This is a genomic window from Paenibacillus qinlingensis, assembly GCF_013204845.1.
Taxonomy (GTDB): domain Bacteria; phylum Bacillota; class Bacilli; order Paenibacillales; family NBRC-103111; genus Paenibacillus_E; species Paenibacillus_E qinlingensis.
This window is the reverse complement of record NZ_JABMKY010000009.1, coordinates 12,118-36,546: the sequence shown is the minus strand read 5'-3', so window position 1 is coordinate 36,546 and position 24,429 is coordinate 12,118. Positions and strand designations below refer to the sequence as shown.

The following is a 24,429-nucleotide window of genomic DNA, read 5'->3' as shown; positions in this document are numbered from 1 at the left end:
TAGGAATGAAACAGGCGGCCATTATTGGAGAAAAGCTTACAAGTATTAGAGACACGGCTGAACCAGAGCTGCGCGAAGGTTGGGCTTTAGTCAAGATTCATGCTGCACCGATGTGCGCGGAATATAAAGGGTTCCTGAACGGACACATATCCAATTGTTTGGGCCATGAAGCAGCAGGCGAAGTTGTCAAAATTGCTTCTGGCAGCCGTCTGAAAGTCGGTGATCGCGTTGTTGTGATGCCGCAATATCCTTGTGGGGAGTGCCAGCTCTGCCTATCGGGTGATTACATTTACTGTGAGCATAATCTTCCCTATACAAGCGGAACGATGGCTCAGTATATTGCTAAGCCTTCTTGGATTCTCCCCAAAATCCCAGATGGAGTTTCCTACGATAAGGCATCCCTTGCTTGTTGTGCACTTGGGCCTTCGCATGGAGCTTACGGTGTTATGGGTGTTGATGCCTTTTCGACTGTTTTAATCACAGGGCTGGGTCCAGTAGGACTAGGTGCAATCGTAACTGCCAAATATCGGGGAGCTCAAGTTATTGCTGTTGAGATGAACGAATATCGCATTGAATTAGCACGGAAATTAGGGGTGGACCATATTATTGATCCCCGGGATGAGGATGCAATTTCTAAAATAAAAGCACTAACAGGCGGAAATGGACCTCATTATGGGCTGGACTGCTCGGGTGTTGTATCTGCTCACCGATTATTAATTGATGCTGTGAGGCGCAAAGGCAAAGTAGCATTCGTAGGCGAATGCCATAAGGAAACACCAATTCGAATTAGCGATGATATGCTGCGCAAGGGCATTCACTTAATTGGCTCTTGGCATTATAACCTGAATGAATTCAACAAAATTATGGAGATTATTAAGACTTCTACGGTAACAGACGATTTAATTACACATACGTTCCCACTAAGCCATATTCAAGAAGCATTCGAAGTTTCTGCATCAGGGCGAAGCGGTAAAATCATTGTGAAACCATGGGAGTGAGTGCGATGAAAATTGGAATGAATCTACTGCTATGGACGGATCAAGCAAAGCCAGAAATTCATGCGTCACTTCTACGACAAATTAAAGCTTGGGGCTTTGACGGCGTTGAGCTAGCTGCTGACACTATGGATAGGTCAGATGCACTTGCATTCCGAGAACTTCTTGATGGACTTCATCTAGGAAGGACAACGATCGCGGCACTTGATGCTAACCTAGCTGACCCTGCTAGCCCAGAGCTATCTTTACGCAGAAGCGCTGTCGATATGCTCAAGAAAGCACTAGATAACACGCATATTCTTGGAGCCGAGCTGCTCTGCGGACCGCTGTTTCAAGGTTTGGGTCGCTTCACAGGTCGAGGACCACAAACTGAGGAATGGCAATATGCGGTGGAGATCTTGCGTGAGGTCGGTGAATACGCACAATCACTTGGTATTTGCATAGCTTTAGAGCCGTTGAACCGTTTTGAGATGTATATGGTGAATACGTTGGAGGCTGGCGTGCGGTTTGTGAAGGACGTGAATCTCCCTAATGTAGGATTGCTCGCGGATACCCATCATAGCAACATTGAAGAGGGCAATGTGTTAGAAGCCTGGCGTCAGGCAGCACCTTACATTAATCATGTTCACATTTCAGAAAATCATCGAGGAGTACCGGGCACAGGGCACGCGATTTTGCCAGAAATCTTTGATTTACTCGTAGAGCTAAATTATAATCAATGGCTGACGATTGAAGCTTTCTCTCAGTCAGTACCTGGTCTTATTCCACGGTTGCACCTATGGCGTTCTTATGCAACATCGACAGACGCTGCGGCTAGCGATGGTATCTGTTATATCCACGAGCAGTTAAAACGCGCTGTTGAGCGGAGGTCAGATAAGCATGCCAACCGTTAATCGAGAGGGCTGTTCCATCTATTATACAGAAAGGGGCAAGGGTGCTCCTTTAGTACTTCTAATGGGATTAGGGGCAGATAGCACGGTTTGGGAGCAGCATGTGCAAGCTTATGAGGCGCACTTCCGATGTATTCTTGTTGATAACCGTGGAGCGGGACGGACGGGCAAGCCCAATGGGCCATACACAACGCGAGGGATGGCGAAAGATACACTCGCTGTGTTGGATGATCTTGGCATTAAACGAGCTCATGTATCTGGTATTTCCATGGGGAGCGGGATTGCCCAGCACGTTGCACTTCTCTCTCCAGAGCGAGTTCTCTCATTAACCTTGAATTGTCCATGGCACAAGGTTGATGTATATACGAGACGGATATTTGAAACACTCCGTAATGCGTATGAAGTTATGACGATAAGCGACTTTCAGAAGTTGCTGCAACTGTTTATTTTCACACCGGCTTACCATGAGGCACATTTGGATGACCTGTTGGCGAAACAGCAAGGAGCAAGTGAATATGAGTATTCAATGCCGACGCATGCCTTTCAAGCTCAATGCGACGCTTGTAATACGCATAATACAAAAGGCCTTCTTGGAAGTATCGTTGCACCAACGCTGATTACAGTTGGGGAACGAGATGTCTTTACACCACCTCATTTATCTCGGTCAATTGCGAAGGAGATCCCACATGCGGAAGTTGTTGTCTTTAAAGATAGCGGACATACACATCACTGGGATCAGCTGGAGAGATTTAATGAGTTGACGTTATCTTTTATGTTAAGACAGGAGAGCGTTACGAAATGAATCCTAAATTATCCATTGGCTCATGGGCATTCGCCTTTGGTCCCTTTGAGGAGCAACCGTGGTCTTTTTCACGCATTTTAGCGTATGCCAAGGAAGCAGGTTATGATGGTGTTGAGGTGAATGGTTTTCTTCCCCACCCCGTTCCTGATGTCTATGATACGATTGCTAAACGTAAAGCTCTAGTAGATGAAATCCATGCCCATGGACTTGGTGTATCTGCGTACGCGCCTGATTTCCGCAAGGCGCCTCCGGCAGTTGCTAATAAAACGGCTTATTTGGAATTGGTAAAACGCTATATTGACTTTACCGTTGATTTGGGGACTGATATTTTACGCGTGGATACCGTGACATCTCCAAATCATGTAAATGAACAGACGTACGCCCAGTGTTTCCATCGATTATTGGATACGTGGCAAGCGTCTGCAGAATTGGCAGCAGAAGCTGGTTTGCGGATTGTTTGGGAGTTCGAGCCAGGGTTCTGGCTGAATAAGCCTAGTGAAGTTGTGCGCGCGGTAACAGAAGTGAATCACCCTGCTTTTCAAGTGCTATTCGATACAAGTCATGCGTATATGAGCGGGGTTATTGGTGCAAGACAAGCAGGGGTGCAAGAAGTGCTGCAAGGTGGCATTGTTGAATATGCGAAACAATTGGAAGGGCATATTGGGCATTTCCACCTCATTGATTCGGATGGCACGTTGCATGATGAAGAGACGAGTACACATGCTGAATTTGGTGCAGGCCATATTGACTTTCCTAGCTTTTTGAAGGAAACGGAGCGTATGATCGCACCTTTGGAATGGTGGTGTGTTGATTTCTGTTTTAATGCCGAGGTTGAGGCATGGGGCAAACAGGCTGTCCATTTTATTCGCAATGCTATCAAGGAGGCAGGGAAAAGATGATCACCTATGGCTGCCAGACGTACACCTGGCAAATGAATCTTGACCGATATCAAGATGAGCTTACGTCGATCTTGGATGTGATTCAGCAATCGGGCTTTCATGGCGTGGAGGCTGAAGTATGCATGCTGGGAGCCTATTATGAGGAGCCTGCTAAGTTTTCAAAGTCTTTACAGGCGCGCGGACTTCAACTTGCCGCACTAACCTTGGCTGAGCCTTGGCTTCACATGGAAGAAACGCCTGAAGAACGAGCGAACGCAGACAAGTTGATTCGCTTTTTGCAGTGTTTTCCAGAGGCGAAGCTCATTCTCGTTCAGCTTCCTGGGGAGGATCGCAGCAATCTTGCCTTCAGACAGCAAACTGCAATAGCGTGCGCAAATGCCGTTGGCAAACGAGCATATGAAGCTGGAATAACAACCGCTTATCATCCGAATTCGCCTTCAGGCTCTGTATTCCGAACGGAGGAGGACTATCGTATCTTATTTGCAGGCCTCGACGACAGGTATGTTGGCTATTGCCCTGACTCCGGTCATATTGCCAGGGGCGGGATGGACCCTATACAGTTATTTACGGAGCAGATGTCTCAGATCAAGCATGTGCATTTTAAGGATTATAATATGCATATTGGCGAATGGCGTACAATGGGGAAGGGCACGCTTGCCCATCCTGAATTGGTTGCGTTGCTGAAGCAGTCTGGTTATCAAGGCTGGATAATGGTTGAGGAGGAATCCGTCTACGCAGAGACTCATCCTAATGAAGCAACAAGAGAGAACGGTAGGTATGTTAGTCAGCTTGGCTGATAACAAACTATTCGTAGCTCAAGAGGAAGCCGTGTCATGACACGGCTTCCTCTGGGCTTATTTCCATTGAGAACATGAAATTTAACATGATTTTGCAGGCCCCGTCTGCTGTCGAGTGCTAGCGTACAAAAATTGTGCGCAAGGGGTGAATCTGCGCCGGCTGAAGCACGCTAGCGCACAAAAAATGTGCGCAAGGGGTGAAACTGCGCCGGCTGAAGCACGCTAGCGCACAAAAAATGTGCGCAAGGGGTGCATTTGCGCCGCCGGTCGCACGCTAGCGCACAAAAATTGTGCGCAAGGGAGGCATCTGCGCCGCCGGTCGCACGCTAGCGCACAGATCAAGTACGCAAAAATGTAAAGTGCCATTCTTAGAAATCCGATAATGACACTTTTTGCTGCTTCAAGTTGCAGAAGCATCCCGATATTCTTGCGGCGTCATGCCGAAAAACTTTTTGAACAGTTTAATAAAGTAAGGAGGGTTTTGATAGCCGATCTTCGTGCAAATTTGATAGATGCGATCATCGGTCTGCTTCAATAAATAGGCAGCTTTCTGCATTTTTAGCCGAATGATGAATTCACTAATATTTTCACCGGTTTCTGTTTTGAAAATTTTGGATAGATAAACCGGATGCATATGAATATGTTCAGCAATTGTCTGCAACGTAACATCTTCCGCAAGATGAGCATTAATGTATCTCTGGATTTGTTGAATGGAGCTATTCTTGGCGGAGACCATGGTCTGATTAATATCCTCATAGAACAGATCAGCAACTTTGAATACCCATTCTTTTAGCTGATTGACGCTAAGAAACGGCTTATGAGTGACGAAAGGCTCGTAGGCTGGACCTAATAATTCTTCGAGCAGCTTGCCATTTTTATGAACGGCATAGGCGAAGGCAGCGCCAAGCTGGAAGAAGACTTCCGTTAACTGTTCTTGCGAATCAGACCAATTTTCTTCTAATTCACTTATAATAGCTTCCAATTTGGTCATCGTCATGTCTCGGTTACCCATATCCAGCATTTGCATCAGGGTAGGCGTCTCATATAGACTCTGCATGGATTTAATCGAAATTTCTACCTGATTCCTACTTTCTAAGGTTAGGAACATATCCTGATCATTCCCTACACTGCGACGAATTGTTGCCACACAAGCCTGGTATAATGCTGCGACATCGGAAGGGAAAGTACCAAAGGTACTAACAACCACCGAAATTTTCCCTTTGAGAAAGGTACGTACATTTTCTTGCAGTTTTAGAACCGTTTGCTGAAGTAAATGCATGCACTGCACTTCATAATCGGTAAGGCCTTGCATTTTCTCCGTTTTACTAGTTTTCATTTTAACAAGCAACACGAGATAGTCATAAGGATCTTTACCGGTCACTAAGTCAAAATGGATGCCAAATGTTTCTTCTGCAATATTCAAAATGGCATATTCAAATAAGGAAATGCTAGCGGAGTCAAATTTGGAGAAGCCTTCTTCCAGACGCAGGACAGCCAGTGCAATTGAATCATCGACATGTAGAGGAACTTCTAGCAGAGCAAGCTTAGTCTCAAGCTCCTCTTTACCCATTCGCTTCCCTTTGATTACATCATTTAACAGAGTAGCTCGAATAAGCGGAGACTGCTCTTTCAAGGTTGTATTTATCTTTTTCTGTGTAAGCAACTGTGTCCATTCAGTATCTAGCAATGCAGCCATGCGTGTGACAGCTTGTGTCAAATCCTCGTCGCTGGCGGGCTTAATCAGGTATTCAGTAACCTGAGAAGACATAGCTTGCTTAGCATAATCGAAATCTGCATAGCCGGAATGAACAATGCACTTTACTTTTGGATTGGTTTCGCGAATCGTTTCAATGAGCTCTAAGCCGCTAATTTCGGGCATCCGAATATCGGTTATGACAATATCAATGATATTGGTATTTAACAGCTGAAGAGCATGCTTGCTGGAATAGGCACGATACACGTGCTCAATACCTAATTCATCCCAGGCAATCGTCTCAGTAAGTGAATCTACAACTAGGCGCTCATCATCTACGATAAGTAATTGATACATACTAGAATCCTCCTCTACCTTACGGTCCAAACTAACGAAATTTTTAATCCACCTTGCAGTGTGTCTGGGAACTCTATATGGGCATCAGGACCGAAATGCAGATGAAGGCGCTGGGCGACATTCCAAAGTCCACATAGATTGTCTTCATTATTTGCGTTAGATACTTGGGACAACAGTTCTTCTCGTGCTTCATTAGATAGGCCAATCCCATTATCTTCGACAGATAATCGATAGGTGTTCTCGTCCATTTCACCGCTAACGCGTATCCATCCAGCTTGCGCGCGATTGGATAGCCCGTGAATGATGGCATTTTCTACAAGCGGCTGCAGGATAAGACGTGGAACCTCAAGCGAACCCATACGATCTGGCAGTTCAATTTCATAGCTCATTTCATGCATTCGCAGTTTGTGAATCTCCAAATAATTGCGAATGAGATTCATTTCTTCACGAATAGAAGTCAGGGGCTTTTCCAAACGCGTGGCGTAGCGGTAGTAAGCTCCTAAATTTAATGTCATCGAGATGACGGCAGTTTCGTTACCCATTTTGGCGCTATACTGAATGAAGTTCAGACTGTTGTATAGAAAATGGGGATCTATTTGAGACTGCAAATGTTTGAGTGTTGCCTCTTGGAGACGAATGCGTGATTGATAGACGGTTTCAATCAATTCTTTGATCTGATGGGCCATTGTATTAAATTGTTGAATTAAAAAGTGGAATTCATTGTTGGGTTGATAAGTAATTTGTGCATTGAAATCGCCACGCGTAATCGAACGAACGCTAGAGACGAGCTTGAGTATCGGAATTTGAACATTTTTATATATGAGGAAAGACAAAGAAATACCAAGAACGACTAAAAAGATTAACGAACCCATGAAGATCTGACTGGAGCGTGAAATTGGCGCCAATATATCATTTAACGGTAAGAAATCGACTAAATACCAACCAAGTGTTTTGGATACCTGATAAGTTACAATATACTTGTGTCCATTCATCTGGATTGTTTCATTTCCTGAAGGGGTTAGAGCTATGCCATCTAGATGTTGAAGTAAATCTGTCACCAGATTGAGATCCGAGAAATGATTCATGATGGGTGTTGAACCAGGTTTGTATAAGAAAGGGTCATGAATATTGCCATTGGTTTTGAATGCATCCAGCATCTTAACGATGTTTTGTTTTGGAAATGTGATTTCAGTTAATAGTCGATAAGATGCCAATGGGGCATTGTCAACGATGCTAGGCTCCACGAAATATCTCAGAAAGTAAGCATCGTTCCCATATCGATAATCTGGTGCTGTTTCGGTCCAACTCGTTGATAGTTGTTTTCGAAGAAATTGTTCATCATAAACGACATTGCCCGTGTTCGATATGGCTTCTTTGGCCGTTGGTGAATAGACGGCTATTTGGTTTTCCCAAGCCATCGAGGAGCTGTTAAGCCTAAGCTTTTCCTGAATATTGGACACAATCACATATTTATCATAAGGATAATGAATGTCTTCATAGTTGAGATATGATCTCACCGCAGTGTCTCTTTCCATAATAAGGGCAAAAGTAGAAAGCTGATTCACCATGGTGTCCAATTGATTAGTAAGCAGCTGCATATTGGAGTTGTTTGATCTTAGAATTTCTCCACGAACGACGCTATTGCTCGTATGGTTAGAGTATATACTAAGTGCAAGTAGAGGCAGCAACATGCCGATTAGTATGAAATTAAATTTGGCAAAGGTACTAAATCGTAACGGCAAACGATCCCTCCTTACTATGAAATAGGCTAATCTTCAAACATAAACCTATCATATAGGTAAATTTGTTTCGATGGAAGAGTAGTTGTATCTCAGATGTCTGGAATTATCAAAGTGATTAAGAAAACATAGCGAATCTTAAATCCGTCTTCTATCAGAGGTAGAAATGACGTGTTAAGATTCAACTAAGAAAAAGATAACACGCAAAGGAGCGAAAGCAATGCTCGGAAGAAACGGCATACTGTATGTAATGTTACTACCCGGAATTATCTTAACTTTCATTTTCCATTACCTGCCGATGGCTGGATTGGTCATTGCTTTTCAAAATTTTAAACCCTGGTTAGGGTTTACAGGATCTGCTTGGGTCGGTTGGGACAACTTTCAGACCGTCTTTCAGAGAAATGATAGTTTGCAGGTAATATGGAATACCTTAGTTATTGCCTGTGCCAAAATTTTGGTAAACTTATTGATTCCCGTCGTGTTTGCATTACTTCTGAACGAAGTACGTCAGGCGCGATTTAAGAAGACCATTCAAACGCTTGTGTACTTGCCTCACTTTTTGTCCTGGGTCATCTTGGGTGGAGTGATCATGGATATCTTATCTTCAAAAGGTATTATGAATGGCGTGATATTACCCGCCTTCGGCATAAAACCCATTCTCTTTCTAGCTGACGGGAATTGGTTCAGATTCATTGTGGTAGTCACTGATTCATGGAAAGAATTTGGGTTCGCAACGATTGTGTTCTTGGCAGCACTAGCGGGTATTGACCCATCGCTGTATGAAGCGGCAGAAGTGGATGGAGCGGGACGCTGGAAAATGACCTGGCATGTCACATTGCCTGCATTAATTCCAATTATTATCGTTGTTGCGACATTAGCATTAGGAAATGTGCTGAACGCAGGGTTCGACCAAATCTTCAATCTATATAATCCGCTTGTCTATGATAAAGGTGATATCATTGATACTTTCGTTTATCGCGTAGGACTTCTTAGTTCGCAGTACGGCTTGGCAACAGCCATTGGTTTATTTAAATCATTAATTGGATTCATTATGATTATTGTAGCCTATCAGTTAGCGTATCGATTCGCGAATTATCGTATTTTCTAATTGATAAAAGTATATATCTCTATACTTTTGCTTCGCATCAATCTTGACAAACACGTGCGTCCTATAAGGACGACGAAGTCGTTTATCTTTGGGAGGCAGACTATGTATTACAAAACGCGACCCTATCGCTTCTTTTATGCTTTCAATATCATTGTACTTTCCTTTTTGTCACTACTTTGTTTACTACCGCTGATCCATGTCATGGCCTTATCATTCAGTAGTGGGCTTGCCGTGGAGACCAATCAAGTTTCCTTATGGCCAATTGGTTTCAACTTCGACTCCTATAGTCGGACGCTGGCTGACGGCGCTTTTCTTGGCGCTTTACTGAACTCTGCATTACGGGTTGTACTCGGTGTGAGTATAGGTATGATCGTTACGATCCTTACCGCATACCCCTTATCCAAAATGGATTCCGGTGGTTTAAAAGGCGGCAAGTTGATAGCGTGGTATTTCATCTTTACGATGTTATTCCATGGTGGACTCATCCCAAGCTACATTCTGATTCAGAAAATCCACTTAATGGATACCATTTGGGCACTTGTACTTCCAGGGGCGCTCGGTGTGTATAATATGATTCTCATGCTTAACTTCTTTCGTACCATTCCAAAGGAACTGGAAGAAGCGAGTTTAATTGATGGTGCAGGTCATTTGACAACGCTGTTTCGTGTCTACATCCCGGTTTCGTTGCCCTCTATTGCAACGATTGCGTTATTCGTGACCGTAGGCAACTGGAATGCTTGGTTTGATGGATTAATCTATATGCAAAAGGATAACTGGCCACTCAGCACGCTGCTACAAACACTTATTCAGGCACCGGATCTGAGTCAGAAAACGGCATCAGCTTCAGAGATGCTGAATTTAACGGACCGTTCGCTTCGTGCGGCCAAAATTTTCATTGGCGCTCTGCCTATTCTTTTGGTCTATCCTTTCCTGCAGCGCTTCTTCGTCAAAGGCATTGTTGTTGGTGCAGTTAAAGGATAATTTCTTGGATTCACGCTTTATTTTCTTATAGTTTGAACTATTCTTATACAGAAGAGAGGGGCATTACAATGAACAAGAAAACGCTAAAAGTATCTATGGTACTACTTGCTTCCGCACTTGCGGCTGGCACGATTACGGCTTGCTCCAAAGGCGGCAATGACAAGCCTCAGAACACGGCAACAACGGCTTCAGACAACGGCTTTACCAAAGGGAAATTCAATGAGCCGGTAAGTTTAACCACAATCGGTTGTCTCAACTCCACATTTAAATTTAAGAGCGGAGAGTCCCTGGATAACAACTTGCACACGAAATATTTTAAAGACAACCTGAATATTGATATCAAGTACAAATATATAACCGCTCAAGATCAGTGTACGAATAAAATTCGTCTCGAAATGGCTGCCAACGAACCGATGCCAGATGTGATGTATATCGGCGATCCGCAACTGATGGCAGACTTAATTGATTCCGGTAAAATGATGGATATTTCACAAGCCTTTGAGAAGTATGCATCACCGGAATTGAAAAAAATGTATGCGCCTGACCCAAGCTACTGGGCACAAGTGACCAAGGATGGCAAAAGATATGGTATCCCTTTGTTGGCTAGAGCGCAACAGAACGATCCGCTTCTGTGGATTCGTACGGACTATTTGAAGAAGCTGAATATGCAAGCGCCGAAAACTCTTGACGATCTTGAGAAAGTTATGGACGCGATGGTGAATACAGATTTGGGCAAAGGTAAAAATAATCCGCCATTGGCTATGAGTCTCAAAGGGAATGGTGGCAGTCAATGGGATGGTCCTGTATCTTGGCGTGGTGATGCCAGTTGGATTTTCGGCGGCTTCGGTACCATTCCAACCTATTGGAACAAATGGCATGGGGATAATGTAGAGTACGGTTCCATTCAACCGGAAACGAAGCAAGCGCTTGCTAAACTAGCAGACTGGTTTAAAAAAGGGTATATCTCGGCAGATGTAGGTTTAATTGATGTCGGTAAAAGTGATGACACATTCCGCACAGGTAAAGCTGGCATTACAGCAAGTCCTGTCTTCACAGCAGGTATTGTACGCAACTATGTACAGAAAAATGATGCTGCTGCAACTGTAGAGCCATTCCCGATTCCTACGGGTCCATCTGGCAAAGCAGGACGTCATTTCACAGCACTGCCTACTGGTGCATTAATGGTTAGTAAAGATTACAAAAATGTAGATGCCTTATTCCTTTACCTCAATAAATTAGTGGAAATCAGCAATCCAGCGCCTGGCAGCGAGTTTGAAAAGGGTTGGAAAGAAGGCTATGACTATGTGATGAAGGATGGCAAAGTATCGAAAGTAGAAGCGGATTTCCCAGATAAAACGGCTGTAAATCCTAGCAAATATTTCCTTGTGAATCAACCAATTATTGATCCTCAAATTGAGCTTGAGACACAAATGAAATTCTACAATGGAGGGAAACCTTCCAATCCATATGAACAAATTCTTTACGACACGATTCCTGATAGTGAAAAGAAGGACCCTAAATTGGTGAATGAATGGCTTGGTGCTAAAATCGTGACTGAGCAAAAAGCGGCTTCACTAGCTAACCTCTTCCAAGGACCTCAAACTGAAACAATGAAGGCCAAAGGTGAAGCACTTAGTAAGATGGAAAGTGAAACGTTCCTCAAAATTATTTATGGTAAATCGTCCGTTGATGAGTTCGACACATTCGTGAAGAACTGGAAATCAATGGGTGGGGACAAAATTACTGAAGAAGTGAATGCTTGGTATAAATCTACGTCGGGTAAATAAGTGTATGACACAATCTAGCTATGGGGCTTTCATGCATCCATAGCTAGATTTGTATCTGTAAAAGGTAAATCCTGATGCAACTATGAAAGGAAGGGAAGGAAGCTAATGTCAACGATTTATGAGGCATTATTAGAAAAATGGTGTAATTCATTGCTTAAATTACAGATATCAGAGATAAATATGGCAGGGATTTATGGTGGAATTATGTGTCCTGCCTGCTCGCGCATACATGGCAGGAGTGCAGATGCGATCTATCCGCTAATGCATATGGCGCATAAGACGGGAGATCGGAAATATCTTGAAGCAGCAATTCATCTGCAAGACTGGTCAGATCATTTCTCCGCGCCAGATGGAAGCTGGGTGAATGAAGTTGAGAATGGGTGGAAGGGAATTTCGGTGTTTGGTGCTATCTCACTAGGGGAGGCGATCCGGCATCATGGAGATATTCTGGATGAAGATGTATTGAAGAAGTGGAAGCATCGGTTGCAGCATGCAACAGAATTCTTGTACGACTATATGACCATTTCTACAGGTAATATCAACTATCCGATATCAGCAGCTTTGGCTTTTGCCATTTCAGGGGAAGTGCTGAAGAATGAGAAATTTAACAAAAGAGCAAGAGATTTAGGGCAGGACGTCCTTGCCTATTTTACAGAGAATAAGTTGATCTTCGGAGAAGGAAGACCTCAGGATGGAAGGACCCCAAAAGGGTGCAGAGCTGTTGACTTAGGATACAATGTTGAAGAATCGCTCCCTTTTCTTACCATGTATGGATTAATGATGAACGATGAAGACATGCTGAATCTCATTACAGATTCCTTGCGAGCACATTTGGACTTTATGCTGCCGGATGGTGCTTGGGATAACAGCTGGGGGTCACGCAATTACAAATGGACTTATTGGGGCAGTAGAACGTCAGATGGTTGTCAAGCGGCTTATGCCTTATTGGCAGATCGGGATCCTCAGTTTGCTGAAGCAGCGTTAAGGAATACTCAATTGCTTGATTCTTGTACGCATGATGGCATGTTATATGGCGGGCCTCATAACTATATGAAGGGAGAACTGCCCTGTATTCATCATACATTCTGTCACGCCAAGGCTTTGGCAACTGTCATTGACTATCAGGCACATAGGAATACAAGTGATGGGTATGCACGGCATATTCAATTGCCCAGAGAGTTGGCTGTAGGTGTAAAGTCTTATCCGGAAATTGCAACTTGGTTAACCTCAATGGGGTCTTGGCGATCAACGATTACAGCGTACGATTGGATTTATAATGAGGATGGACACGCAAGCGGAGGATCCGTGACGATGCTGTGGCATGACAAACTGGGACCTCTCTTATGCGGCAGTATGACGAAATACCAGATGTATGAGGGAACCAACGCACAGCGTGATCGAGAGCGTTGGAGTATGCCGCTTACGCCTAGAATTGAACTTGAAAGTGGAGGCGAGACGTATAGCAGCACGTATGATTACTGTGCGAAAGTCAGTTATACAGAATTGGAAGATGAAATTGTGTTCCTTGCTGTTGGAACGCTGAGGAACAGCAAGCAGCAAATACCCCGGTCCGGTGAAATGAATTACCAAATGGAATATCGCCATACAAGGAATGTGTTTGTAGTTAACGTGCGAGTAGAAGCCGGTTCCCGGGGGGAATGACTTCGATACTATATACCAATTATTTCGCAGCGAACGGAAACTGTCGAACAACTGAGCAGCCAAATGATGTCAATAAGCAAGGGGAATCATCTCTTCTATCTCTCAGCATCGTTGCCAATATGCAAAATGGCATGTGAGCATGGTAGAATCTTCAATCATGTTCCCGGTTTTGAAGCGATTCCATTATACGTAGATATGACTAATCATGCTCAAGTCGATATTAATATAACAGTGTGAAATAAATGAAGGAGATGAAAGTGATGCTGATTTCTGAACGATTTCCTAGATATGAGCAGTATCATCCCTTGGTGCCAGTTTGGTGTGTAACGCCAAACGAAGGAAGGGTTATTCATCGCTTCTTCGATACATCACCAATCAGTCCTTCTGGCAGGTATATCGCTCTTTTCCGTTTGCCTGTCGTGGAGCGCAATCCTAAACCTGGTGAAATCGGCCAGGTCTTGCTAATTGACTTACAAACTGGCAAAGAGAAAGAAGTCGCGAGTACGCATGGTTGGGAAAGTCAGCTTGGCTCCAATGTGCAGTGGGGACCGACGGATCAGGATCTTTTCTATAATGATGTGAATCCAGAGACTTGGCAGCCTTACGGAGTCAAATTAAATCCCTTTACAGGGGACAAACAAGTGCTGGCTGGGGCTGTCTTCATGGTTTCACCTGATGGTGCAAGTGTCGCTACCACCTGTCCAGTCCGTGCTCGCCGAACCCAATTAGGATATGGGGTTATGGTGCCTGATGAACGAGTTCCAATCAATGATGGGTTTCCCATGGATGATGGCCTTTATATAACGGATACCTCTACGGGCAGAAGCAAGCTATTGTTACCCATCGGCGAAATGCTCATGCAATTGCCCGAACATTTTAATAAGGATGAGTATATGCAAGGTCAAAGTTATGGCTTTCAATGCAAGTGGAATCAGCAAGGAACGAAGTTGTTGTTTGTGTTGCGTTGGATTCCCAATGACGGTGGGCCTAGACGTAACCATGTCCTGACGATGAACAGCGACGGATCTGATGTAAGGCTAGCCCTATCATGGAGGATATGGGCATTGGGCGGTCATCATATCAATTGGCATCCGGATGGAGAGCAAATCACGATGAATTTGAATATCGAAGGTGAAGGACTGCGATTCGTTCGGATGCGTTATGACGGGACCGGATTATGTAAACTGCTGAATACAACACCAGGCTCTGGACATCCATCCATTCACCCAGGTGGTATATACCTGTTGACGGATGCGTATCAGGAGGATGAGGTGGCGTTTGGTGATGGTACCGTTCCTATCCGCCTAGTGGATCTTCGGGATGGCAAGGATCAAATGATTGCTCGGATTGAAACAGAACAACCCTATGACTTTACACTGCGCGTCGATCCTCATCCAGCGTGGAGTCGGAGTGGTGATTTTGTTGTATTTAATGGAAATGTAGACGGTACAAGACGCGTCTATGTCGCTGATCTGAGAGGGCTTATCTCAAAGTAACGAGATGCATGCTCATTGTTAATTTGCTGCTAATTTGACTCTAAGACTCCCATTCTGTGGGAGTCTTAAGTCCGTTAGTAGGAGAGTCCCTCTTAACGATAATCCGACGGAACACCGCCGGTTACTCGTTTGAAGGCTTTATAGAAATTGGCAGTATTATTGAAGCCACATCGGATAGCAATATCGAGGACGGACAAGTCGCGCTGACTGAGTAGTTGGACAGCGACATAGATTTTTTTCCTGCTGATATACTGGTTAAGCCCTAATCCATTCCAATATGAGAATAATTTCGAGAGGGTGGAAGGGTGAATATGAAAGTGGTCAGCCAGGTGCTCGCGAGATATATCTTCCACTAGGTGATCGTCAATGTATTGCATAATACGAGAGATCAAAGTGAATTGTCCATGAGAAGCAGGAGCTTCAGGGGATTGATCTAGGGAATCGCTGAAATGTCGATTTAATAATATAAGCATGTTCATGAGTTTCACTATGAGCATAGGTTGATATTCGGGTAGCTTAGCAAACAATTCAGCTTCCATCTCTTCGAGAATCGTTCTGAGTTGACATGATACAGGTGCATCTGCAGGAATCCGGTTCTGAAAACCACTAATCCTTCTGTCAAAAAATAGCTTTAACTCCTTAGAATCACTTATCCCCGTAGGATCGGACCAGATTAACCGAGGCTCAAAGTCTATTACAGTGAGCTGAAGGTGATCCGGTGGGAAGATGGTGCGTATTGCACGAAATTCACTATTATTAAATATGAATATATCCCCTTGCTCAATCTGAAAATCACTGTCGCCAATACGCCAAACACCTCGGCCTTGCCGCACATAGGTAATGCGTAAGGTATGATAGCATTTCAAAGGAAGATTAGCTTCTCTCGGCGGTATGTTGTGATAGGAAATTCCTATGATCGGAATATCGTTAGGATGGGTAACAAATTCGGATTGTCGCAATATGATAACCTCTCTGACTTGGTAATCTAAAAGGGGAGCATGTTCAGTATACATCATAACTATGTCGCCACAAAAGTTGAGATCAAAGTACCATTTTGTTGACGAAAATGAGTAGGAAAACCGCTACACTTAGTTCATATTCAAATGATGAAGGAGTGGTTATTTTGAGCAAAAAAACAATTCTATTAAGATCATCCTGGCAGGTAGTAAACATTGGTGATATTGCGCATACCCCAGGCGTGCTCCAGTTGCTAAAAGCTTATTTGCCTGATGTTGAAATAATTCTTTGGGCCTCCGAAGATTTCACAGATGAAGTTAGCGCTATGATTCGCAAAGGCTTCCCGGGGTAAAAGGAAGTATCGGAGACGATGGCAGGGCGACCAATCGCGAATTGCAGGAAGCCATAGATCAATGTGTATTCCTATTGCACGGCTCTGGACCCTTATTGGTAGGACATGAGGATGTCATTGCTTATACGAAGCATACGGGCAAGTCTTATGGCGTATTTGGCATTACGTATGGCGGCTATAATGAATCTAACTGGCCTGCGATGAAGGTAATCTTGTCCCAAGCTAAGTTCATTTATTTCAGAGATTCGCTTTCTTTGGAGAGGGCGCTAAATGATGGAATAACGAGTCCTCTAATGACATTAGGACCTGACGGCGCATTCGCTTTCAATTTGAAAGATGAAGAGCGAGCCAACGCTTATCTTGCGGAGAACGACCTCCAAGAGGGCCAATTCCTGTGCTGCATTGTACGGAACCGATTTACACCATTCTGGAAAGTGAAAAACGTTCCTTTCAACGAAGAGAAGCATGCTTATAATGAGTCCATGAAAGAGCAGGATAACACCGATATTAGGCAGGCCATTATTGAAGTCGTCAGAGGGACGGCGTTGAAGGTGCTGATCTGTCCGGAAGATATGACGCAAATGGAGCTCAGTAAGGAAATGCTTTTGGATAAGCTGCCAGATGATGTAAGAATGCGAGTAGTATGGCGTGAGAATTTTTGGCTCACAGATGAGGCGTTAAGTGTATATGTTCGTTCGGCGGGACTATTCGGCAGTGAGATGCATTCACCAATTATGTGTATAGGTCATGGCATTCCTGCTATTGTGTGCCGCTGGAAAGAACAATCCACGAAAGGTTGGATGTGGCAGGACATCGGTCTAGGAGATTGGCTATTTGATTTGGACCTGGAAGGGGATAGACAGAGAATTGTTTCTACGGTTCTCCAAATCGCCTTGCACCCCGAAGAAGCAAGGGGAAAAGCGTTATCTGCCAAAGCGTTTGTAGACAAGCTGCATCGAGATATGGTGGCAACCGTTCAGCGGGAGTTGGATCAGGTTTGTTCTGGTAGAAACGAATAACAGAGAAAAGGCCTCGTATCTCAAAGTTGTTGAGATGCAAGGCCTCTTTATCATTCCTGTTGCTCTCTAAACTGAGAAGGCGTAATCCCTTCCGATTTCTTAAATACCCGATTAAACCATGAGTGCTGGTACCCAACCTTCTCGGCAATATCACTGATTTTCATATCCGTTTCCATTAACAGCTTCTTCGATGTATCGATACGAACCTTGGTTACATAGTCTACATAGTTGATGCCTTTGATTTGTTTGAAGGTCTTACTGAGTGATGAGACATGAACCCCAACCAGATCGGCACATTCCTCCAACGATAGATCAGTCATGTATCGTTCCTCGACGAGTCGAACGACCTTCTCGACAGTTTGCGTCGAATGCGATCGGTAAGATTCGTTCATTTCCATGACATAAGGCGAAATCACAGAGCTTTTAAACCATTTCAACATATCCTCACCTTGTCGTAAATGCAGTAATTCTTCTACTAAGCTCTGTCCTTTGTGATAGGCATAGACATTAAAGCCAGCCTGTAGCAAGGTGTTATTCACATTTCCAATCAATTGTATCATGGCTTGCTGTAGAAATAGCTCGACACCAGCATTCTGATCTAGCTCAGCTACGAACTCTTCTGCTCGATGAAAAGCATCTTCTTCTTGCCCTAAGCGGATCGCATGGATAAGGTCTTTTTCAATTTCATAAGGATAACGAAATGTAAAGTCACCAGTGACGAACAAGGAATCCATATCCATAATTTGATTAGCCTCAAGCAATTTTCGAAACCGGAGTGTATGGCTTGCTTCTTCCATTAAGGTAGGGATTCGCCCTATTTCCTTAGTCATTTGTCCCATACAGACCGTAACTTGAAGTTTCAAAATCGTGTTTAACGTTGAAATAATCTCTTGGGAAAGCTGTGAGATTTCTTTCTTAATAGAAGCGGTGGGAAGATAGGAGGGAAGCCCAATTATAATTCCGACGACTAAGTCTTGAAAATTAATGACATACACCTGTTCCATATGCAAATGTGTCAACTCATCCACGATGTTAGCAGCAGCAAATGTGACTAATTGCTCGTCATCTTCTTTAAATTTGCCTCCAGTGGATGAAAGTCCGATTAATTGAACGGCAATTACCGTGTATTGTTGATCGTTAGTATCCCATCCGTAGTAGGCCATTCTTGCCTGAAGCTCATGCTCATCTAAGTAGGACAAGCGTCCTTGTACCAGCTGCAGCATAAATCCTTCCCGAAGCGTGGGAAGTTGTTCTTCTACTTTGGCCTGCAGGAAATGACTTTCACGAGATAAATTATGCCATTCCTTCTCAATAAAGGATAGTTCATCTCCATGAACGCGACCACGGTCCGTTTTATCCTTACTAATAGCTCCGATAAGTCGACCGATAGGCTGATAGATGCGATGCGAGGCAAACCAAGATAAACAAATGGCAGTAAGGAAACCAATGAGAGAGATCACAATGATTAACCGGGACATGAGAATGACAGGCTCAGAAATGTTGGAAATATCGGAAGACGTTGTAAATATCCATTCGGAACCCAGTCTTGAGAAGGTGTGGTAAGAAATGGAGTATTTCGTGTTTCGATACGAGTATAGAAAGGTGTCTTGTTTAAGGGATTGCCAACGCCTCAAGATTTCATTGTGAATTGTATGTGCTAGTGGGTTCATTTCTTGGGAGTTAGGCTGATCGCCTAGCAGCCATTCCCCTTGTGAATCCATTAGAAAAGGTGCACCTGAATCACTTAATTCCGCAAAGTAGTGGCTCATCTTAGATACATTAAGTCTAACGATGAACACGCCATACTTCTCAGAAGAATCTCCAGGCAATTTATGAACAAGACTATATTTGAAATCTGAGCGTACAGAAGGGTTTGCAGTATCCCCAGGTAAAGGTAAGGATTTGGTCCAGAAAATATTTCGTTTCTCATCTAATAATTGTTGAAAAGCATTGTGCGTATTTTCTTGCGAATCTGCCAAGCTATTCACGCCACGTGAGCTGCTGATTAAAGTTTTGTTGTTATCAATGTAGAGATATACTTCGTCAATGAGTGGATTGGCTTCTTGCATAACGAGTAACGACTTCAGCATATCCCTAGTGAAATCAACCTCTTGTGCGTAATTAATCGTTTTCAGTTTCTCGCTAAAGATTGGATTGAATATCCATTGGGAAAGGCGAATCTCAAGCTGAGATAGTTGATCGTCTAATTGTTTCGAGACTTGGTTTACTCGTAATTGATGTGTCTTGTTAACTTCCGTTTCAATGCGATCTACACCGATGAAATATAAAGTTAATCCAATAAAAGTTGTTGGCAGACAGGTAATTAATAAGACAATTACCAAGCTTTTACGAAAAAAAGAGGAATGAATTGTGGAGTTCTTATTCTGCTTATTGTACTTGGCAACAATTCGTTGAAGCATGTATTTCACCGTCCTAGGCAACGCTATTTATGTAAGTTTCTATTACTATATACCCCTTATATTCTCTCTGCAACTGATTATGACGTGTAAACCCCTTTCTCGCCTTAAGACTTTTTTGAAGGGGGCGTATAGTGTGAGAATGCTAACTTTGGCCAAATCAAGCAAGGTTCCAATTAACTCTTATTGCAGGAAAGTTCGCTAACTACTAATGTGATGGCATAGACAAACGTGTTAGCAAACGTTGAATGTGAGGGAGAAGCCAATGACTGTTTGGAAAGAAAATGTGTTAGTCACGAAGCCGATCGTGAAGCCGCTTAATTCAAGAAAGAAAGTATGGCAAGCCCTAAACCGCGATAAGTATTTATACTTGCTAGGTTTACCTGGCATCTTGTGTTTACTCATTTTCAAATATGTTCCTATGTGGGGCGTAGTGATTGCCTTCCAGGATTATTCACCTTTCCGTGGGATACTGCGAAGCGAGTGGATCGGATTCGAGAATTTTCAACTGTTCTTTCGTAATCCTGATTTCTTTAAGCTGCTTCGAAATACACTCGCTATCAATCTTATGAGTTTAGTATTTTTCTTTCCAGTTCCTATTATCCTTTCCTTGATGCTGAATGAAGTGCGAAACGAAGTCTTCAAACGAACGATTCAATCGATCGTCTATCTGCCGCATTTCTTATCATGGGTCATTATTGCTGGACTTACGTTTACCATGTTTGCTACCGGAGAAGGGGTTATTAATAAGTTTCTTCTGATGTTGGGTTTTGAGCGAATAGAATGGCTAACGACACCGAACTTTTTCTGGGGTTTTCTTACGGGACAGAGTATATGGAAAGAAGCAGGTTGGGGGACGGTCATCTTCTTGGCTGCAATGGCTAATGTAGATCCTGGACTATATGAAGCAGCGCGCATAGATGGTGCTAGTCGCTTACGTCAGATGTGGCATATCACAATTCCAGCTATTCAAAATGTGATTATCATTCTCTTAATTTTAAAACTAGGACATATTATGGATGTTGGTTTTGAGCAAGTGTTCCTTCTACAAAATGCAGCTGTTTCGGAAGTAGCCGATGTCTTTGATACGTATATTTATCGTGTTGGGATTAAACAATCTGAATTTAGTTATACAACTGCGGTCGGCTTGTTCAAATCAGCAATTGGTTTACTACTCGTTATACTTTCTAACAGGCTCGTCAAAAAAGCAGGCGGAGAAGGGTTTTACTAATCTTCAACGCATTCAGAAGTTATCTTACAAGGAGTGTTGACCATGAGAGAATCATTGGGAGATAAAATATTTTCAAATATAAATGTGATTGGGCTAACTTTACTTGGTATTGCTTCTTTGTTCCCGTTCTACTACGTAGTCATCGTGTCTTTTACCTCACCTAGTGAATATGTGGGGAGCAGTCTCATGTTGTATCCCAAATCGTTTTCCCTAGCAGCCTATTCCTACATCTTCTCTACGAACACTTTTATCAAATCGTTGGGAGTTAGTGCTTATCTTGCGATTGTTGGAACGCTGTTAAGTTTGATAGTTTCTGCTGCTTTTGGCTACATGATTTCTAGGAAAAGGTTATTCGGCCGCAAAGTGTTCACGATCGCCTTGATTATTACGATTTTGTTCTCTCCTGGTATTATTCCGAACTATTTGCTCATCAAAGATTTGGGACTGATGAATAGTTTATGGTCTATTATTTTGCCTGGTTTACTTAGTGGATGGAATGCCTTGTTATTAAAAACGTTCTTCGATGGCATTCCGGAAAGTTTGGAAGAATCGGCTTATATCGATGGAGCGAACGATCTCCAAATTTTCTACCGGATTATTTTGCCATTATCCCTACCTGCCTTGGCAGCATTCGGCCTATTTTTCGCTGTCGCTTACTGGAACACATTCTTTAATGCCATCCTTTATATTACGGATCCGGATAAACGCCCGCTGCAGGTTCTTTTACAAGGCATGCTAGTTCAGTCGGAGACAGGTATTGCCGATGCCGGTGCTGCGTCTGAACAGCAAGTTCCGCCGGATACGATTAAAATGGCGGCTGTCGTCATCGCGACAGTGCCAATTCTGATGGTGTATCCATTCCTTCAGAAGCATTTTGCTAAGGGAGTTATGCTTGGCTCTGTTAAGGGATGATTATCACATATATGTTATTATTAAGGGGAAAATAAGGGAGGAAGAAAGAAATGAAGAAGAATTTGGTTATGATACTATCCACAACGTTGCTATTAACAAGTGTGCTGGCAGCTTGTGGAACAAAGGAAGCAACACCATCAACTTCTGCATCACCTGCTGGAACGAAACAAGCGGCACCTACTGAATTTAATATCACGACGATTAATTACAATCCTGAAGCACCTGCGAATGATAACGCCATTGAATTAGAAATGGAAAAAAGAACGAATACCAAGGTGAATATTTCCTTTTTACCTTCCAATAACTACGGAGACAAATTCAAGGTTATGCTCGCTTCTGGTGAAATTCCAGATGTACTGTTAACGACCTTTATTTTTGATTCTGCTGTCCTGAATGCGATTAAAGACGGTGCTTTCTGGGATTTAACACCATTCCTCAAGGATTATCCGAATCTGCAGAAAAATTACCCGAAAGAAAGCTATGATAATACGAAAGTGAATGGCAAAGTCTATGGACTTCCTCGGCCTCGTCCAGTTGCTGGCGGTGTACCCTTTCCTGCCTTGCGTCAAGATTGGTTAGATAAGCTAGGCTTGAAAGTGCCACAGACCATGGATGAATTATATACGGTACTGAAAGCTTTCACGGAACAGGATCCAGATGGTAATGGTAAAAAGGATACGTATGGCTTCACTGGAGCTGTTGCAGAAGGATGGATGGACCAATTAAATTTTGTGGAAAATACGTTTAATGGCTACGAAAATATGATTCTGAGTCAAAAGGGCAAGCCGACAATGTATCGAGATTTTACACCGGCAACCCGTGAGGCTATTTTGTGGATGCAGCGTGTCTATAAGGAAGGTATTCTAGCACCTGACTTTGCAATCATGAAGGGTTCCCAAGTATCCGATATGATGAAGCAGGGCAAAGTGGGCATGATTCCAACGGCAACGGACGCATCCAAAATGGGTGATATGATTGGGGCGCTTCGCAAAACAACGCCTAACGCTGGTATCGTACATGTCTCTACCCTGACAACACCATCTACGGGGCAGAAGTATGCAACAAAAGAAGGCGGCTTTTTCGGTAACTACCTAATCTCTAAGAAAGTTCCTGAAGCGAAACTGAAACAGATCTTAGCCTTCTTTGATTACGGCGCAACACCAGAGGGGATGGAATTGGCTAACTTTGGTATCAAAGGTGTACATTTCAACGATGTTGATGGCAAAAAAGTTACGACAGAAGAGTACAAGAAAATTGCTGCTACATCTTTGACGAATATCTGGACATTAGTTGATCCTTACAGTCGTGTTCAACAAGCTTCTGTTGACTATCCGAAAGAGTATCTGGAACGCGATAAGAAAGTCGTGGATGAGCGCATTAAATATGGCGTATTCCTTAATAACAACGGTGTAACTTCGGAAACAGACACGAAATTCGGACCTGAAATTTCTAAGAAGCTGCAAGATATGAAAATTAAAGTCATCATGGGGAAAGAAACCATTGAAGCTTGGGATAAGCTGGTTGCACAAATGAAAACAGATCCTAATGTGATCAAAATTCAAAATGAAAGAGAAGCCAGCTACAAGCAATTATTTGGCACTAAGTAAGACAGAGGAATCCATAAGCGCTGCCGTTCTTAAAGGAAGGCAGCGTTTATTTTGTATCGGCACTAGTTGCGAGTAGAGTTGGGTGAGTAGGAGATGGAGTAGTTGTATAAGTAGTTGTATAAGTGGTTGTAGTTATAGTTGTAGTTATTGAAGTAGTTGTTGAAGCAGATGCTGTGTTGGGCGGATGGAAGTTGTGCAATACTCCTGTGCTCCCGACAAATAGATGGATTTTCTACAGCTAAATCTTTGAATTTTTCCATCAAATGCAGAATAGCTGGATAACCTACAGTTAATTTGAACCATAATACCCGAATTGACCAAAAGAGGCAGTTTTACCTACATGTTTTCCAGTTAAATTAAATTATCGAGGGGAATTGGGCAAAAATAGCTGTATATTTTCCAGTTAATGCAAGTGCCTGGTGCACAAGCTCCGCCACCAAGCTTCACTAACAAACTCGATCAACAAACTCCGCCACCAAGCTCCACTAACAAACTCGATCAACAAACTCCACCAAACTTCCATACACCTGCTTCTGTACCCGCCTCCTGCGATAAAAGTTTTCCTAGCGTTTCACGTTCTGTACTCAATTTCCTGCAATTGGATTATTTTTCTAGTGCGAATTTCAGCAGAAAATGAGCTGTCAAAAAACTCTGATTGCTGGAAAATCGCCATTAAAGCTATAGTAAAGCCACATCGGAAGGAGGTTTGAAAGAAGTGAAGTTGATTT

At 43.2% G+C, this 24,429-nt stretch carries 18 protein-coding genes and 1 pseudogene; 15 read left to right on the top strand and 4 right to left on the bottom strand.

The genetic code is table 11. The features are described from left to right. Positions 1-5: 5 nt before the first annotated feature. The 5 genes from HQN88_RS17800 to HQN88_RS17780 are packed head-to-tail and all read left to right on the top strand — an operon-like array spanning position 6 to position 4,383. Positions 6-998: a zinc-dependent alcohol dehydrogenase gene (locus tag HQN88_RS17800; protein ID WP_173114848.1), complete on the top strand. Its 993-nt coding sequence runs from the start codon at positions 6-8 to the stop codon at positions 996-998. Between the two features lie 5 nt (positions 999-1,003). Next, positions 1,004-1,888, top strand: a complete 885-nt coding sequence (locus HQN88_RS17795; protein ID WP_173114845.1) for a sugar phosphate isomerase/epimerase family protein — start codon at positions 1,004-1,006, stop codon at positions 1,886-1,888. Then, complete coding sequence (locus HQN88_RS17790) at positions 1,875-2,687, top strand: alpha/beta fold hydrolase (RefSeq protein WP_173114842.1); 813 nt, start codon at positions 1,875-1,877, stop codon at positions 2,685-2,687. The genes HQN88_RS17795 and HQN88_RS17790 overlap by 14 nt, the downstream gene beginning before the upstream one ends. Then, complete coding sequence (locus HQN88_RS17785; protein ID WP_173114839.1) at positions 2,684-3,586, top strand: sugar phosphate isomerase/epimerase family protein; 903 nt, start codon at positions 2,684-2,686, stop codon at positions 3,584-3,586. Before HQN88_RS17790 ends, HQN88_RS17785 begins: the two co-directional genes overlap by 4 nt. Next, complete coding sequence (locus tag HQN88_RS17780) at positions 3,583-4,383, top strand: sugar phosphate isomerase/epimerase family protein (RefSeq protein ID WP_173114837.1); 801 nt, start codon at positions 3,583-3,585, stop codon at positions 4,381-4,383. Before HQN88_RS17785 ends, HQN88_RS17780 begins: the two co-directional genes overlap by 4 nt. 400 nt (positions 4,384-4,783) lie before the next feature. On the opposite strand, the gene HQN88_RS17775 is transcribed toward HQN88_RS17780, so the two are convergent. After that, positions 4,784-6,433 (bottom strand): response regulator transcription factor, encoded by a 1,650-nt coding sequence (locus tag HQN88_RS17775; RefSeq protein ID WP_173114834.1) that lies wholly within the window; start codon positions 6,431-6,433, stop codon positions 4,784-4,786. Between the two features lie 14 nt (positions 6,434-6,447). Beyond that, complete coding sequence (locus HQN88_RS17770; protein ID WP_173114831.1) at positions 6,448-8,175, bottom strand: sensor histidine kinase; 1,728 nt, start codon at positions 8,173-8,175, stop codon at positions 6,448-6,450. Positions 8,176-8,392: 217 nt separating this feature from the next. On the opposite strand from HQN88_RS17770, the gene HQN88_RS17765 reads away from it, so the two are divergent. The 5 genes and pseudogenes from HQN88_RS17765 to HQN88_RS17745 all read left to right on the top strand — a co-directional run bounded on the left by HQN88_RS17765 (position 8,393) and on the right by HQN88_RS17745 (position 15,206). Continuing rightward, positions 8,393-9,280: an ABC transporter permease gene (locus HQN88_RS17765; RefSeq protein WP_173114828.1), complete on the top strand. Its 888-nt coding sequence runs from the start codon at positions 8,393-8,395 to the stop codon at positions 9,278-9,280. Positions 9,281-9,382: 102 nt separating this feature from the next. Beyond that, positions 9,383-10,261, top strand: coding sequence for a carbohydrate ABC transporter permease (locus HQN88_RS17760; protein WP_173114825.1), 879 nt, complete (start codon positions 9,383-9,385; stop codon positions 10,259-10,261). A 68-nt stretch (positions 10,262-10,329) separates the two neighbouring features. After that, on the top strand, positions 10,330-12,048 hold the full coding sequence (locus tag HQN88_RS17755) for a type 2 periplasmic-binding domain-containing protein (protein WP_173114822.1): 1,719 nt from the start codon (positions 10,330-10,332) through the stop codon (positions 12,046-12,048). 105 nt (positions 12,049-12,153) lie between these two features. Then, positions 12,154-13,947 (top strand): annotated as a pseudogene (locus tag HQN88_RS17750) (ulvan lysase-like protein). Between the two features lie 23 nt (positions 13,948-13,970). Then, complete coding sequence (locus HQN88_RS17745; RefSeq protein ID WP_173114783.1) at positions 13,971-15,206, top strand: TolB-like translocation protein; 1,236 nt, start codon at positions 13,971-13,973, stop codon at positions 15,204-15,206. A gap of 92 nt (positions 15,207-15,298) precedes the next feature. Here the strand turns inward: HQN88_RS17745 and HQN88_RS17740 are convergent, their stop codons facing one another. Next, a complete protein-coding gene (locus HQN88_RS17740; RefSeq protein ID WP_173114781.1) occupies positions 15,299-16,222 on the bottom strand; it encodes a helix-turn-helix transcriptional regulator in 924 nt (307 codons plus the stop codon). A 107-nt stretch (positions 16,223-16,329) separates the two neighbouring features. On the opposite strand from HQN88_RS17740, the gene HQN88_RS37355 reads away from it, so the two are divergent. Continuing rightward, positions 16,330-16,515 carry a hypothetical protein gene (locus HQN88_RS37355; RefSeq protein WP_216855751.1) on the top strand — a complete coding sequence of 62 codons (186 nt, stop codon included), beginning with the start codon at positions 16,330-16,332 and terminating at the stop codon, positions 16,513-16,515. 41 nt (positions 16,516-16,556) lie between these two features. After that, positions 16,557-17,534 carry a polysaccharide pyruvyl transferase family protein gene (locus HQN88_RS17735; protein WP_216855750.1) on the top strand — a complete coding sequence of 326 codons (978 nt, stop codon included), beginning with the start codon at positions 16,557-16,559 and terminating at the stop codon, positions 17,532-17,534. Between the two features lie 50 nt (positions 17,535-17,584). Here the strand turns inward: HQN88_RS17735 and HQN88_RS17730 are convergent, their stop codons facing one another. Beyond that, on the bottom strand, positions 17,585-19,954 hold the full coding sequence (locus HQN88_RS17730; protein ID WP_173114779.1) for a helix-turn-helix domain-containing protein: 2,370 nt from the start codon (positions 19,952-19,954) through the stop codon (positions 17,585-17,587). A 262-nt stretch (positions 19,955-20,216) separates the two neighbouring features. Between HQN88_RS17730 and HQN88_RS17725 the strand changes: the two genes are divergently transcribed. The 3 genes from HQN88_RS17725 to HQN88_RS17715 are packed head-to-tail and all read left to right on the top strand — an operon-like array spanning position 20,217 to position 23,701. Further along, positions 20,217-21,182, top strand: coding sequence for an ABC transporter permease (locus tag HQN88_RS17725; RefSeq protein ID WP_173114777.1), 966 nt, complete (start codon positions 20,217-20,219; stop codon positions 21,180-21,182). A gap of 42 nt (positions 21,183-21,224) precedes the next feature. Then, positions 21,225-22,094 carry a carbohydrate ABC transporter permease gene (locus HQN88_RS17720; RefSeq protein ID WP_173114776.1) on the top strand — a complete coding sequence of 290 codons (870 nt, stop codon included), beginning with the start codon at positions 21,225-21,227 and terminating at the stop codon, positions 22,092-22,094. Positions 22,095-22,144: 50 nt separating this feature from the next. After that, positions 22,145-23,701 (top strand): extracellular solute-binding protein, encoded by a 1,557-nt coding sequence (locus HQN88_RS17715; RefSeq protein ID WP_173114774.1) that lies wholly within the window; start codon positions 22,145-22,147, stop codon positions 23,699-23,701. Positions 23,702-24,429: the final 728 nt, after the last annotated feature.

Bases quoted from the DNA above. Each gene is read 5' to 3' on its own strand.
- HQN88_RS17720 (WP_173114776.1), top strand. From the start codon at position 21,225: ATGAGAGAATCATTGGGAGATAAAATATTTTCAAATATAAATGTGATT.
- HQN88_RS17800 (WP_173114848.1), top strand. From the start codon at position 6: ATGAAACAGGCGGCCATTATTGGAGAAAAGCTTACAAGTATTAGAGAC.
- HQN88_RS17765 (WP_173114828.1), top strand. From the start codon at position 8,393: ATGCTCGGAAGAAACGGCATACTGTATGTAATGTTACTACCCGGAATT.
- HQN88_RS17795 (WP_173114845.1), top strand. From the start codon at position 1,004: ATGAAAATTGGAATGAATCTACTGCTATGGACGGATCAAGCAAAGCCA.
- HQN88_RS17775 (WP_173114834.1), bottom strand. From the start codon at position 6,433: ATGTATCAATTACTTATCGTAGATGATGAGCGCCTAGTTGTAGATTCA.
- HQN88_RS17760 (WP_173114825.1), top strand. From the start codon at position 9,383: ATGTATTACAAAACGCGACCCTATCGCTTCTTTTATGCTTTCAATATC.
- HQN88_RS17725 (WP_173114777.1), top strand. From the start codon at position 20,217: ATGACTGTTTGGAAAGAAAATGTGTTAGTCACGAAGCCGATCGTGAAG.
- HQN88_RS17745 (WP_173114783.1), top strand. From the start codon at position 13,971: ATGCTGATTTCTGAACGATTTCCTAGATATGAGCAGTATCATCCCTTG.
- HQN88_RS17740 (WP_173114781.1), bottom strand. From the start codon at position 16,222: ATGATGTATACTGAACATGCTCCCCTTTTAGATTACCAAGTCAGAGAG.
- HQN88_RS17790 (WP_173114842.1), top strand. From the start codon at position 1,875: ATGCCAACCGTTAATCGAGAGGGCTGTTCCATCTATTATACAGAAAGG.
- HQN88_RS17730 (WP_173114779.1), bottom strand. From the start codon at position 19,954: ATGCTTCAACGAATTGTTGCCAAGTACAATAAGCAGAATAAGAACTCC.
- HQN88_RS17785 (WP_173114839.1), top strand. From the start codon at position 2,684: ATGAATCCTAAATTATCCATTGGCTCATGGGCATTCGCCTTTGGTCCC.
- HQN88_RS17780 (WP_173114837.1), top strand. From the start codon at position 3,583: ATGATCACCTATGGCTGCCAGACGTACACCTGGCAAATGAATCTTGAC.
- HQN88_RS17755 (WP_173114822.1), top strand. From the start codon at position 10,330: ATGAACAAGAAAACGCTAAAAGTATCTATGGTACTACTTGCTTCCGCA.
- HQN88_RS17715 (WP_173114774.1), top strand. From the start codon at position 22,145: ATGAAGAAGAATTTGGTTATGATACTATCCACAACGTTGCTATTAACA.